Here is a 13,287-nt window from a genome sequence, read left to right as displayed (position 1 = left end):
GACCGGCACCCGTGCAGCCAATCGGCCGCGGGAAGTCAGGATGGTTACCGTCCAACTGGGCCACCCGCTGACGGGAAACACCTAGTTCCTCAGCCGCTTCCCTGTACCCCATAAGCTCCTGCTCCCTGGGGTAGTGCCGCTCCGCGTTCGCCTGCTCAGCAGTAACCACGCGCAGGTCGCTCAGCTGAGGCTTATGACTCATCGCAGCCCCCAGCCCCTCAGCCACCGTATGAAGAGCCTTGTGCGCAGCCTCTACCAAGCTGGGCGCATCCAGGCGCCACAGAAGGTAAAGACGCTGACTATCAGCCTCGTGCCTGATGACACCAGCAAAGTGCCGATGCAGCTCTTCGAATTGCTCGTCCCGGAGGGCGCGGACAGCATCCACAGTCACAGATGCCCGCCATTCCTGTTCCATGCTTCTCTCCTTTCCTTCCATCGGTTTCGTTCTGCGGTGCGCGCGGATGGACAGGTACAGGGGGCCAGGCCTTCTGGCCCCCTTCTACACCTGGCTAGTCCTCGTCCGGGAAGACCAAGCCTGCACCTCGCAGCGCCGAGATCAGGTCGATCCACTCACCTGCACCGTCCGGCTCATGACCGATTGTGATCATGGTGCCGTTCCGGGAGAAGAACCAAGATCCCTGCAGGCTCTGCCGGCTCTCGAATCCCTGACGGTCCAGCGCCGCGAGGAGCACTTCCATCCGATCTGTCATATCGTCCAGGCTGGGCGTGAAGCCGCTTGAGGCGCCGTCCCCGGCCCCGGCGGCCACGCGTGCGACGACGGGCCCCAGCAAGGCGCAGCAGGCGTTCCAGCGCGGCCTGACGGCCCTCGCGCAGTGGGTTGAACGGGAAGGCGCCCACCTGCCCGTACCCCGCGGCCACACCGAACAGATCAACGTCGACGGCGAGACCGAGCCGGTGGTCGTAAAGCTCGGCGTATGGGTCTCCAACACCAAGTCGAGGCGCGACAAACTCACCCACGACCAGCTGGCCGCACTACGCGAGCTCGGACTCGAATGGGCCGCAGCCTGACCACCGCGGGCGCGGCCGACCCGGTGCCGCGCGTACTGGTCCTCACCACCTTCGACGACGACGCCAACGTCTACGCCGCCCTGCGGGCCGGCGCGAGCGGCTTCCTGGTCAAGGACATGGCACTGGTGGACATCCTCGCGGCGATCCGCGTGGTCGCCGCCGGCGACGCCCTGATCGCACCCAGCGTCACCCGCCGTCTGATCGGCGACCTTGCCGCGCGGCCCGGACCGGCCGCGCCGAAGCGCCGGCTCCCGGGCATCACCGAGCGCGAGCGCGAGGTCCTGACCCTGGTCGGCCGCGGCCTGTCCAACACCGAGATCGCCGAGCAGCTCTTCATCGGCCCCGCCACCGTCAAGACCCACGTCGCCCGACTGCTGACCAAGCTCGACGCCCGCGACCGCGTCCAACTCGTCATCGCCGCCTACGACGCGGGCCTGGTGTCCCCGTCCGGCTGAGCCCCCGCGAACGGGAGCGCCGGGACGGGGAACACCCGGGCGCAACGCTACGGGAGCTGGACGGCGACCTCCGGCTCGTCCCGGGAGGGCCCGTCCAGCAGCGGCTCCGGCACGCCCTTCAGCTGCAGGTCGAAGAAGTCCCCAAGGTACGTCCGGGTGATCGCCAGCCCGCGCAGCGGCTCGATCGCCCCCGGTCGGCCGGGCAGGCCCGCCGTCTGGGCGAGCAGCGGCAGGTCGCTGAAGGTGCCGTGCTCGGCGCCGGCGATCGTGAGCCGACGCTTCCAGCCGTCCAGGCTTGTCCAGGCGTCGTCCCAGCTGGGATCCATGCCCGGGCTCTCGTCGGACTGGGCGCCGAACAGGAGGAAGGGCCGCCCGTCCAGACCGGTGGCCGGAACCGGCGCGTAGAAGGTGCCGTCCATGTTCGCCCCGGCCCGCACCCGGCGGTCGGCGGCCATGGTCACGGCCGCGGCGTCACCGCCGATGGAGTGCCCGGCCATGCCGATCCGCCTGCGGTCGATCAGGTGGGCATAAGCCCAAGGCGAGTGATGGGACGTCAGCTGGTCGATCACGAAGGAGGCGTCCTTTGCCCGGCTCTCGGCGATGGCCGGCTGCCCACCCGCCGGCGGATGGTCGCAGATGGCGCAGGGCAGGGTCCGTCCGTCGGGGAAGCTGACGCCGGGGGTCTCGTAGGTGTGGTCGATCAGCGCGACGACGTACCCGCGGCTGGCCAGATCCTCCGCGACACTGCTGAACAACGCCCGCGGGAAGCCGAGGCCAGGTGAGAGCAGCACCAGCGGGAACCGGCCGTGCACCGGGCGCGCGTCCGCACGCGCCCAGGTACGGACCGCGCTCAGCGCCTCGGGCGGAATGCCGGAGCCCGGGTCCTTCTCCTGCAGGAACAGCCGGGCCTCCTCAGTGGTCATGTAGGGAGCGGGTACCCCGCTCCCAGGCCGGGCCGGGTAGTACATCGACACCATCAGCTGCCGCGGTCCCGCCGCCGGCACCCAGGGGTCCTGACGGTGCTCGTCGACAAGGTGCAGCCTGTCGCGGCCAACTGTGTACGGGCCGGTCGGGCGAGGGAGTGCCGCCGCGAATCCGCTTGCAGCCGGGTGAGCGGCAGCCACAGCGTCGGACGGCGTGGCGGCGAAGGCCGGTGCCGCGGCAGCGATCGGCAACGGCAGGACGAGTGCGAGCACGGCGGTCAGCGCCGCGCGGCGGATACTGGTCATGCACCAGAAACTAGATCGGCGACACACCTCCTGACGTCAGCTCAGGAGCGGACAGGCGCCTGCGCTTCCAGGGGGATCCGCCGTCCCCTCGCAGGCGGACCAACAACGCGGTGAGCCTGATCGCGAAACCGGTGAACGTTGCCGGTAAACCGGGATCTCAGGGCCGAGCACGCGCCAGGCGCTCATGCTGCAGCGCCACATACCAACGATCACTGAACATGAACCCTGCGCAACGCAGATGACAAGCCCTGATCAGACAACCGGCCAACTGACAAGCCTGCAGACCAGCACGCCCGCCCCAGGACTCACCCGCACAGCTCGCCGAGCCCACTGAAGGATCAGCACCGCCTGGCCACAGCCATACACCAAACTGATCAGCCCAAGCCAGACCACCAACCACTGATCACAAAAACCGCTCCGAGACAACGCGCTGCGCGATCTCGGTGTGCAGTGGGCATGAAGGAGGCCACGGCGACCGTCACCATCGTGCCCGCCGCCGGCCGTTGCGTCAGGTCATCGCCAGTAGATGTGGACATGCCGCACCACTACATCCATGAGCAGCCAGAAGGCCATGCCGCCCAGGAACGCGTACATGACGGCGCCGACTGGCGAGGCAGGGTCTGGCCAACCCCGTCGGCGCTGCCGACCCGGTGGCTCGGAGGTCTGCGCGGCCGGGGCGGCCGGGTTGTTACGGTCGGGAATCATGTGGTCCTCCACAAGGGGCCGTCGTGGTGCTGACGTTGGGAGGCTGCCGGTTCCCGAGTCCAGGCGAAGACGCGCGCACGTTCGCCCGGACTTTTTCTTCCGGCCGGGTCAGTCCGGGCGCGCCTTCAGCGTCCGGAGGTCGTTAGACAGGGCGCTCTTCGAAGGCTTGTCCGGTGCCGGGAAGCCTTCGGCAGCCAGACGGCGGGTCAGCTCACAGCGCAGCCGCCCGCCCACCTTCTCCTCCGAGTTGCCCCACGTCCTGCGAAGCAACTCGACCGTCACCCCGGGGTTGTCGTCGATGATCTCCTTCAGCACCTGCCGACGGATCACCGTCGGTCGCGGCTGAGCGCGCCGACCGTTGGCCGCGGCGTAGGGACGGCGAAGATCGCGGCCGCCGACCCGTTCACGAACCAGCTTGCGGATCCGGTCGGCATTGCGCGCCATCTCCTCCGATCGGCCGTCGCGTGCGGAAGTCGAGCGTCCGTCCGGCGTGATCGCCGAGACACCCGGCGGCTGCAACTGATCGGCCAACAATCGGGCATCGTCCCAGGCCACCGCGTAGCCGTCCGCCACCAGCAGAAGGAGCACAGCGATCACGGCTTGATCGGGTCCCCAGGGCGCATCCACATGCACCTCAGCGCGATCGAGGACCTGCATGACCACCTGGACCAGCCGGTGGAAAGCCGCCGCGATGTAGCCAGCCAACTCGCGCTCCGCGTCCGTCAGCGGCCACGCGCCCGGCGCGGCCGGGTCGAACGGGTTCGGGCCTTCACTGCCGTCCGGGAAGGAGGGCGTGATGTCGCACACCCGCCAGCAGAAACGCGTCATCTCCACCTGGGAGACCATGTGGCGCGCCAGCGGCGCCACGATCTCGGCAGCCGTCGAGGCAGCGGCTTCGACCGCCTCGCGAACCGCCGGGAGGCCCAACCATGAGGCAGCGACCTGCCGCGCCCATTGTTCCTCCTTGCGGTACCACTTCACCGCCGCCCGCTCGTCAACCATCCCGCCATCATCACCCCGCCCAGTGACATTCCGGTCCTACCGCCCGGAGCCGGCACGGGCCCGGAGATGATCTCGTCCAGCGGGGACCATGTGCACGGATGTCGAAGCCCCGGGTGTGGCCGGACGAGGCTTCGGTCCTTTACTCCCAGCCGGTGAGCTTGGCGCGCCAGTCTGCGCCAAGCTTTTGGACTGCGATGTCTCCTTGTGGGGTCAGCAGGTCAGGCTGGTGGGTTCCCATGTCGGCCAGCAGGTCCGAGACGAGCGTGTATGCCGCGATGACGGCCTCGTGTTTGTCGGTCGTAATGGCCGTGAGGTCAGCCGTTGTCTGAGCGGGCATTGCCGGCACGGGGCTGACGGGGGCGTGATGCAGCAGGGCATCCCCCACGACAAGACGCAGGGGTACATCGCTGCCGACATAGCTGAGAAGCGCTGCGGAAAGCATGAGGTCGCCGCTCGATCCGGCTGCCGCCGCCCAGGCTGCCGCCGCCTGGACTTGGACCACCACATCAAGTTCCAGTCCGCGCTGGTGCAGCAGCATGGGCTCCTCGGGCGCGCACCGATCGCTCTGGACATAGAGCGGCAGGGCCGCGTAGAAGGAGCCGTCCTGGTGGAGCTGGCCGGTCGGATTTCCCTCGAAGCGAAGCTGGCGGCGGCCGATCAGGATGGGATGGTCCGGCTGCATGTTGGTGGTCACTGCCTCGCCAGTGAGCATGCAGAAGCGGCCGAAGGCAGCGTTTCGCTCAGCCTGCGTGGTGAGCGGGTAGTTGCCGCGGGCGGCCGGCACCGCTGCCAGGCTCACCCACACCGGGTAGTGATCCGAGAGCTTGCCGCCGTTGGGCAACTCTTTACTGTAACGCCATGCCGATTCCGGGCGGCCGACTACAGCTTGCGGAGTCCTCCGAGTACTCGTTCCATGAGGCTTACGTCGGGTTGATGGCCGTGATGGTCACGTCCCCCAGGTTCATGAATGGCGACCATCCCTGCCTCCTCCAGATCAGAAACGAGGATGCGTGCGACTCCCAGCGGGATCGAGAGCAGCGCCGAGACCTCCGCCACCGACTTGATGTCACGGCACAGGTAGCAGATCCGCTGTTGTTCCGGCAGTAGTCCCATCAGTTGCTGATCGTTGGCAGTGGTCACCACGAGTGCCTCGACGGCCAGTTGGTGTAGAGGTCTGGTCCGCCGGTCGCTGGGCGCGATCCCTTCGAGGCGGGCGGCCAGTAGCGCGATGTCGTCGTCCTGCTGGCTGGGGACGAGTGTTTCGAGTACCTCGTCGCACAGGGCTTCGAGCGGCGGTGGATGTTCCGGAACGGTCGACTGCGCGATGGCGACGAGTGTCTCGCGTAGTTGTTCTATGCCGGTCCACACGTCCTGCAGGCGTGATTCCACCAGCCCGTCGGTGTAGAGCAGCAAGGTCGCTCCAGCGGGAGCTTCCAGCTCAAGGTCCTCGTAGTAGACGCGGCCGACGCCGATGGGCGTGCCCGGCGGTACGCGCAGCACCTCCGCTCGCCCTCCCGGGTGGAGCAGGATTGGCGGTGGATGGCCGGCATTGGCGACTGTTAGGCGGTACGACACGGGGTCGTAGACGGCGTAAAGGCAGGTCGCCATGTGGTCGGTGCCCAGGTACTGGGCCCTTTCGTCGAGCTGGTGCAGGATCTCTCGCGGGGGCAGGTCGAGTCCGGCCAGGGCCTTCGTCGTCGTACGCAGCTGGCCCATGATCGCGGCGGCGGCGATAGAGTGCCCCATAACGTCGCCGACGACGAGGGCCACGCGGTTGCGCGGAAGAGGGATGGCGTCGTACCAGTCACCCCCGATGCGAGCTGTCGATGAGGCCGGCAGGTAGCGATACGCCAGCTGCGCGCCATTCAGCTGTGGGAGCGTCCTCGGGAGCATGCTGCGTTGGAGGCTAGCCGCGATGTCCGCGTCGTCGTTGTGCTGCGTCAGGTTTGCGAGGGCGCGTGCCGAGTGCATAGCAAGCTCCGCGACGACCAAGAGGTGATCTGGGTCGAAGGGGGCGCGGTCCGGGTGGCGCACGAAGAGCGCGGCGCCAATCGCACCGCGCCAGCCTGGCAGCGGGGCGACGATGGCGTGCTTCTCCCCAGGCACTGCAGACGCCAGACTTCCACCGAGAAGTTCGGCCAGGGCGGCACGGACGTAGGGCGCGTCCGTGAAGGCCGGACGCACTCCGTGCAGCACTTCCGCGAGCGCGGTTCCCGACCTCACTTCGCATACGCCGCTGATCACTTCGAGAGCGGACGTCGAAGGTGACGCTGGCGCCGGGAAGCCCTCGATGCCCGCGTGTTCCCGGAAATGGTGGTCATCCCATCGCCGCAGTGCGATGGGCTCGCTATGCCCCTCGTCGCCGACCGGCATCGGGTCGCGTAGGTAGACGATGAGATCATCAGCGATGAGCGGCACTGTAGACCGAAACAGGGAGCTGAGGATCTCGTCAACGTCGCGTGCGTCAGCGATCCGAGCCGTAGCGTCGGCCAAGATCGACGTCATACCGTCTGATTGCGGTGCGTCATTGCCGATGCCGAGTGTTTGCAGCACACTGCGGGCGGCTTGGCCGAAGGGCCGCACTTCAGCAGGAAGGTGCTGCAGCGCGGCGGGATCGTGCAGTACCGCGGGCACACTGACTGCGCCGTGGACGCGGGTGCTCACGTGCTTCTCCAGCATCCCGCACAACTGCCACGCCTCGTGTTGGGGAAGCAGCCGCTTCAGCCCCTTCTCGGCACCATCCCGGAAGGTCAGGACGAATGTGCCGCTCTCCTGCGGCTGAAGCGACACAATGCCACTCGTGATCAGCTCGGCCAAGTCGGCGACCGTGGCCTGGGGCACGAGTTCGTGCCGGATCAGTTGAACCACTGGTAGGCCGATACGTCCTACCAGGGCGCACAGGACAGCAAGTTTGACCGCGTGCGGCGAAGCCGTTCGGACGAACGCCTGGACCGGGTCAATCTGTGCGGCGCGGGCGGAGTTGGTTCTGCCGCGCGGGACCCGCCCGGTGGGGGGAATGAGTATGGCGTCGCACCCACTGGGGTCTCCTCGCATCTGGGCTCGTGCCCAGCGGCCGAGCGAGTGCGGGCTGAGCGACAGGACGGGGACGGGTAACCAGGTCGATGGCTCCTTTGGTTTCTCCAGGAGCAGTGGCATGCGGAAGTGGAGCGTCGTGCTGCCGTTGCCGGGCACGGCCTGGGTGGTGCAGACGCCGGGGAGATCGAGTGCGCTGCGGCGCCAAAGTTTCGGCGGCAGCGGATCGAGTAGTGCCACCGATGTCGACTGAGCCCAGTCGCGCAGCTGCTTCCAGATCTCCTGTTCGTACCAGCCGGGGGCCGAGCAGTCCGACACGATCAGGACCAGGCGTCTGCCCTGTGGGGAGAGGACGTGGTCGGGGCCGGCCGCCGTTCCCTGGTGATCGTGGAGGAGGGGCTCGGCTCCATCGAACGTCAGTCCCCAGGTACGCAGGAGTCGGAAGGCTCCCAAGTGGTCCAGCACGCGTTCCAGCTCGGCAATGGTTTCCTGCCATACCTGCATGGACAGGGACCGGTCAACGATCAGTAGAAGATCAAACCATCGCTCCGGAGCGGGTCGGAAAGCGGGGATGAGTTCACCGCTGCGCGCGTAATCGTCGATGGTCCGCTCTATGTCCAGCTGTGTGTGCAGGCCAGCTATCCACGGCCGTTTGTAGGCCCGCAGGGCGCGCAAGAGGTTCAGCGTGTCGGGCAGGGCAGGGCCTCGGGTTACGGCAATCGGCTCACCGGGCACGCTGCCCGGACTGTCGGGCAGCTGTTCGTGCAGCGCGACACCAGGCCAGGGTGTGTCCTTGGGCGCCCGGCTGCTTTGCGTGCGCTGGCTCTGTGCACCATCCGTATCCGGCGGGATCGGTTGCGGCTTGCTGGGGTTTGGATGCTGAGAGGTGGTCGGTCCAGGGAATGTGGCGGCCAGCCACACGGCTTCGGCCATCGCCGTCGCGTCCAGGTCCGCCGCCACATTGTGGAGGCCCTGCAGTACGCGAGAAAAGCGGTCAGGCACGGGACAGCTCGCGCATGAGCAGTGCGGCAACCTCCCGCCGGTCAGCACCGTCCGGTGCGGAGCTGCCGGACATCACGTGGACGGCGTTGAGTAGTTGGTCGATGGCCAGGCTGTCACCGCTTTCCAGGCGGGTGACGAATGCCTCGACGAGGTCGCGTACCGGTCCCCCGGCATCGATGTCGATCTGTAGATGGGCGATGATCATCTGGCGGAGCAGGGGGACTGTCGGCGGTGCCATGGTGTATCGGATGCACCGGCGGAGGAAGGCGGCCGGGAAGTCACGTTCGCCGTTGCTGGTCATCACGATGAAGGGGAACTCCGTGCAGCGCACGCGGCCCCGGTTGATGTCGTGATGCTCCTCTCCGCCCCAGTGCCGAACGGAGACGACGTCTTGCTGGTAGCGGGTGAGTTCGGGGATCTCGTATTCGCCGCGCTCCAGGACGTCGAGCAGATCGCTGGGCAGATCGAGGTCGCTCTTGTCCACCTCATCGATCAGCAGCGCACGCGGACGAGGTGACGGCAGCAGAGCCGTGCCGAGCGGTCCCAGTTGCATGAAGGGTGCGATGTCGTCGACGCCATCGGTCTGGCCGAGCCGCTGGGCGTGGATGCGGCCCAGCGCGTCGTAGCGGTAGAGCGCTTCGCTCAGAGTGCTCCGGGAGGTGATGTGCCAGCGCAGCACGGCTCCGAGTTTCAGCTCGCTGGCCACCTGCTCGATGACCGTCGACTTGCCCGATCCGGCTGGGCCCGTGACCAGGAGAGGTCGCCGCAGATGCAGCGCTGCGTTCACGGACTCCACGAGTCCCTCAGGCGGCTTGAACTCCGTCGCCATCGCGCGGCGGGGGAACGTCCGCCACGGCGGAGGAGGCGCGAGTTCGACGTCGCGCGGGACACCGTCGCCGGTGAAGTACGGACTCCAGGTCATGAAGCGCTCCTGTGTACGGCGTCGTGGCTGTCGAACCAGCTGCAGAAGTCGAGCCATTCAAGGTCGTGCCAGACCGATCTGAGGTCAGCGAGCCGGTCGGACGGTGCGGCGCACCCGCCCTGCCAGCGCCGCCGGTAGGCCTCGGCCAGGTGGGCCGGCAAGTGGTCCCAGAAGAGATCTAGAAGCGACTGTTCCTTGGGGGACAAGTGGTGATTCGGATCGGGCCACAGCACCACCGGCACGTAGGCCAGCAACAGTTCCATCAGCTGTCCCAGATGGGCAGGGCGCTGCGCGAAGGCCACCGCACGTGTGTAGCGGCCGTCCCGCAACCGCTCGGCGAGGGCCTGCGGCTGGCTTGCGTCGTCTTCAGCCAGCCAGTCGACGGGGGCCCCGGTCGTACAGGCGTTCATCTTCTCCAGTCCCGCCCGGGCATGGTCGTTGATCCACCACAGGTGCGCGGGCGGATCCAGGCGCATGCTCCAGCGCACGACCACGTCGTGGTTCACGCCCAGACGCACGCCGAAGTCCGTCTCCTCGGGCCTCCAGCGCAGTATGAGCGCGGTGGGAGCGGCGACGTCCACGTGTTTCAGCGGTGCTTGGCGCAGCCTCGCATGGCTGCGTCCCCAGCGGACGGCCTCCCCTAGCTTCGCCTCGATCGCTGCCTGCGTCGGAGCACAGGCGACTTCTGCCCGCTCGCACACTGTGCCGCCGTCCAGCAGCCACAGGCTCAGCGATTCAGGCCAGTCGTCCGCCACCGTGGCGTGCAGGCTGATGACCAGCCGCAGCCGTTGTGCGGCCATGCCGCGGGCCAGGTCATCCTGGGCGTCGTTGAGCTCGATGCGGGCCCCGCAGGCGTCTGCCCATGCCGTGACCTCGGAAGCGGAGAGGTCGAGGCCGGCGTCGGCGCCCAGTGCGGCAACGAATTTGGTGAGGAACACCGTGTGGCTGTCGCCGTACCGCGGTGCGCGCAGGACCAGCAGTTCGAGGAGGTCGGTGAGCAGCGCGGTGCCTGTGGTGTCGGGTACCAGTGCGTACACGTCAGCAGGCAGTGCGGGCAACGCTCGCCGTAGCCGTTGGGTGGTCAGCTTGTTGCCCGCCCAGGAGGTGAGGAAGGACTGCGTGGCAAGGCAGACGCGCAGGCCGTCCACAACGTGCACAGCCTGGTGGAGCAGGGCAATGGGTCCGATTCCCGTGCCGGATTTCTTGATTGTCTGAATGTCGTGTCGTAACCGGTCCAGCTCGGTCAAGGACCACGGCTGCGGCCAGGCCACGGCGGGGCCGACCGTTTCCAGCGCCGCCTTGAGGTCCTCCACGCCGAGCGCGCCTGGCCCGGGCCGACCGCCCCGGGCGTGACAGGGGTTGTGCGCCAGCCACAGGCCCTGCACCGACAAGTGATCACCGTCGTGTTCTGTGCTAACGACGTCCTGGCCGCTGATCGTGTGGCGCAGCTTGTCCCGCAGCGCGGAGACACTCGCCTGTCGTCCGGCGTCCGGAATGCCCCGTCTCAGGAGTTCGGTGAGCTGTCGGCTGAATGTGAGGTCGAAGGCAGGCTGTTCGGCGCCCGAGGCCATGAGCAGGGATACACGGGTGCGTCCGCCCCGCACGCCGGCCACGAGCGCTTTGAGGTCGGGCACCGGTGCGGGCGGCTACTGCGGGCATGCGTCCCAGTCGATGCGGGGCGCGCCGCCGGCGAGCTGGGCGAGCGCGGCCGGCACGGTGGAGGTCCTGGTGCAGGAGGCGAAGAGCCGCCCGGCGTCGTTGCCGGTCAGGTGCAGCTGAGGCGTGATTTTGCTGTTTCACACATTAGATCGGCCGTAGGGCTGCGCGCGCTATGAGCCGGGCTGCACACTGCCGGTCAGGGGCCGTCCTCGGTTCGGCTTCCGTGCGGCGACAGGAGAACCGGTGCTGGTCCACCCACTGCCGATGGGCATGTTCCTCGAGTCCCTGCTCGCGGCGGCCGAAAGTTGTGGGTACCTCGGCGCCGTGGTGCTTCTCGCACGCGAGCGCGATGCGGAGGCACAGCACCGCGAACTCACCGACCACTGGACGAGCGTGCACGACGTCACCGGCCCGGCGCTGGCAGTCCTGTGCCCGGTGCCGACCCACGCGTGGCCCCGCGCCGTGCAAAACCCCACGGACCCCGGGCGGGGGGTGATGGCCGAGGGGATGACGCTCGAAGTGCCGCACTCGCGGCACCGGTTCGAAAGGAACTTCTGGAAGGATCTCTCCTTCCGGCCCGGATGGGACGAAGCCTTTGTGAAGCCGGAGCGGCCGGCCTCCGCCGAGGCGCACGCAAGCGGGTGGACCCAGGCCGTCACCGACGCGGCGGAGTTCTTCGGGATCGAGGAGTCGCACGTCCCCTGCCTCGTCGTGCTGAGCATGGTCGAGAGGCACGGCACAGTGATCCCGATGGATGAGGTCTTCGGGGTCTACGACTTCCTCAAGAAACTCAAGGAATGCATGCCGTCCGCTCCCGTGGGCCCCGGTAAGTTGCTTGACCAACGCCAGCGGCTCCTGGACCAGATCGCCCAGCACCGGTCAGTTCTGGAGCCTGACCAGGTGCGTTCTCTGAGTCGGAAGTTGGCCGGGGCCGAGGTCCTGGCGCCCGAGCTGGTAGCAGATTGCCGAGCCCGGCTGCAGACCCTCACGCAGGCCGAGCCCTCCGACGCGGACCTACGGGCCCTTCGCGCGGTGTCCGACCTGCTGCGCTCCCCGCGGCGGCAGGCCGAGCAGCACAACCTGCGTATCGGCGGTCTCTCCAGCCGACTGGACCGCTTGATCAGTACGCTGGAAGCCCGGGAGAAGCTGTTGACCGTCGATCGCTCCATCGGCCTCGCCGGACTGATCGTGCGGGTCGCGGCCGAACTCCCGCACCCGCTTCACCCGGAGGACATGGCTCCGGCGCCCCGGCTTCCCGGCTGGTCGTTCAGCCGTCTCGGCCGCCGCCCCACACACACGGTGCCGGCCACTGCCGCCGCGGAGCGCCCTGGAAGGCTCGGCCTGGTGATGGTCCACGGGATCCTCTCGAAGCCGGCCATGTGGGATCCTCTGCGGGATCTCCTGGCCGACGACACCGATCTCGGCTTCGTCGATCCGCTGGCGTTCGGTTACCGCACGGGCCTCATCCGGCTGAATCCAACGCGCGTCTTCCCCGGCATCAACGTCGTGGCCGACAGCCTGAAGGAGTACCTGGCAACCGAGGCGGAGGGCTACGAGCGGCTGGTGCTGCTCGCCCACAGTCAGGGCGGCCTCGTCGTACAGCGCTTTCTGACGCGGATGCTCGCCGACGGCCAGGGTCGCGAACTGAGCAGAATCCGCCGGGTGGTGCTGCTTGCCTGCCCGAACAACGGCTCTCAGATGCTGGGGTCCCTGCGCCGCGGCGTACTGGGTCGCAGGCACCCGCAGGAGCGTCAGCTGCGGCCGCTGGACGAGGAGGTCACGAACACCCGCCGTGTGCTCATGCGCGACGTGGTCAATGCCCTAGAGGTCACGGAGCGCACGTGCCCGATCCCATTCTCTGTCTATGCGGGCGAGAGCGACAACATCGTGCCAGCGGCCTCCGCGCAGAGCGATTATCCGGACGCGGCGGCGCTGCCTGGTGATCACTCGTCGATCGCCCGTCCCACCTCGCGGCACCACCGCACCTACACCACGTTGCGACGCTTGATCCTCAAGGAGAGCCTCCCGTAGGGGTGGCGAGCACGCCGCTGTCGTTGTCGAGCCAGCTCCGGCCGCTGGCGGCTCGCCCTCCCGCCCGGGGGGTGGGCAGGGGTGGGAGCGCCTTCCGGCAGCACCGACACTGCCCCCGCCGGGGCCAAGCCCCGCAAGCAGTGCGGTGGCGGGACGGTGCCGAGCGCAGCGCTCCAGGCCGGACGGCGGGCGGGATGTGAGCGGAGCAGGCAGGTCGACG

General features: G+C 68.1%; 10 protein-coding genes and 3 pseudogenes. 3 read left to right on the top strand and 10 right to left on the bottom strand.

The genetic code is table 11. The annotated features are described in order from the left end of the window. Positions 1-509: 509 nt before the first annotated feature. Entirely contained in the window at positions 510-698 is a 189-nt protein-coding gene (locus tag ACIP94_RS35475) for a hypothetical protein (RefSeq protein WP_402435237.1), read from the bottom strand. 28 nt (positions 699-726) lie between these two features. Between ACIP94_RS35475 and ACIP94_RS35470 the strand changes: the two genes are divergently transcribed. Both ACIP94_RS35470 and ACIP94_RS35465 read left to right on the top strand, forming a co-directional pair. Then, positions 727-1,029, top strand: coding sequence for a helicase associated domain-containing protein (locus tag ACIP94_RS35470; protein WP_402435234.1), 303 nt, complete (start codon positions 727-729; stop codon positions 1,027-1,029). Positions 1,030-1,040: 11 nt separating this feature from the next. Then, a pseudogene (locus ACIP94_RS35465) lies at positions 1,041-1,484 on the top strand (LuxR C-terminal-related transcriptional regulator); the annotation flags it as partial. Between the two features lie 47 nt (positions 1,485-1,531). Here ACIP94_RS35465 and ACIP94_RS35460 read toward each other — a convergent pair. From ACIP94_RS35460 to ACIP94_RS35420, 9 genes and pseudogenes are all read right to left on the bottom strand, one after another. Next, entirely contained in the window at positions 1,532-2,713 is a 1,182-nt protein-coding gene (locus ACIP94_RS35460) for an alpha/beta hydrolase family protein (protein WP_402435231.1), read from the bottom strand. Positions 2,714-3,226: 513 nt separating this feature from the next. Then, positions 3,227-3,418 carry a hypothetical protein gene (locus tag ACIP94_RS35455; protein ID WP_402435228.1) on the bottom strand — a complete coding sequence of 64 codons (192 nt, stop codon included), beginning with the start codon at positions 3,416-3,418 and terminating at the stop codon, positions 3,227-3,229. A 108-nt stretch (positions 3,419-3,526) separates the two neighbouring features. Then, on the bottom strand, positions 3,527-4,420 hold the full coding sequence (locus ACIP94_RS35450; protein ID WP_402435225.1) for a hypothetical protein: 894 nt from the start codon (positions 4,418-4,420) through the stop codon (positions 3,527-3,529). Between the two features lie 139 nt (positions 4,421-4,559). Next, a complete protein-coding gene (locus tag ACIP94_RS35445) occupies positions 4,560-5,261 on the bottom strand; it encodes a hypothetical protein (RefSeq protein ID WP_402435222.1) in 702 nt (233 codons plus the stop codon). Between the two features lie 38 nt (positions 5,262-5,299). Next, a complete protein-coding gene (locus ACIP94_RS35440; RefSeq protein WP_402435311.1) occupies positions 5,300-5,620 on the bottom strand; it encodes a DUF742 domain-containing protein in 321 nt (106 codons plus the stop codon). Then, positions 5,606-6,904 (bottom strand): annotated as a pseudogene (locus ACIP94_RS35435) (PP2C family protein-serine/threonine phosphatase); the annotation flags it as partial. The pseudogene ACIP94_RS35435 and the gene ACIP94_RS35440, both read right to left, overlap by 15 nt. Positions 6,905-7,084: 180 nt before the next feature. Beyond that, a pseudogene (locus ACIP94_RS35430) lies at positions 7,085-8,386 on the bottom strand (SAV_2336 N-terminal domain-related protein); the annotation flags it as partial. 61 nt (positions 8,387-8,447) lie between these two features. Beyond that, positions 8,448-9,377, bottom strand: coding sequence for an AAA family ATPase (locus ACIP94_RS35425; protein ID WP_402435219.1), 930 nt, complete (start codon positions 9,375-9,377; stop codon positions 8,448-8,450). Further along, positions 9,374-11,011 carry a hypothetical protein gene (locus tag ACIP94_RS35420; protein WP_402435216.1) on the bottom strand — a complete coding sequence of 546 codons (1,638 nt, stop codon included), beginning with the start codon at positions 11,009-11,011 and terminating at the stop codon, positions 9,374-9,376. Before ACIP94_RS35420 ends, ACIP94_RS35425 begins: the two co-directional genes overlap by 4 nt. 352 nt (positions 11,012-11,363) lie before the next feature. On the opposite strand from ACIP94_RS35420, the gene ACIP94_RS35415 reads away from it, so the two are divergent. Beyond that, positions 11,364-13,067, top strand: coding sequence for an esterase/lipase family protein (locus ACIP94_RS35415; protein WP_402435213.1), 1,704 nt, complete (start codon positions 11,364-11,366; stop codon positions 13,065-13,067). The last annotated feature ends 220 nt before the right edge of the window (positions 13,068-13,287 follow it).

The sequence above is a fragment of the Streptomyces sp. NPDC093261 genome, from assembly GCF_044753645.1.
GTDB lineage: Bacteria > Actinomycetota > Actinomycetes > Streptomycetales > Streptomycetaceae > Streptomyces.
The sequence above is the reverse complement of the archived record's forward strand: the minus strand, read 5'-3'. Positions and strand labels throughout refer to the sequence as shown.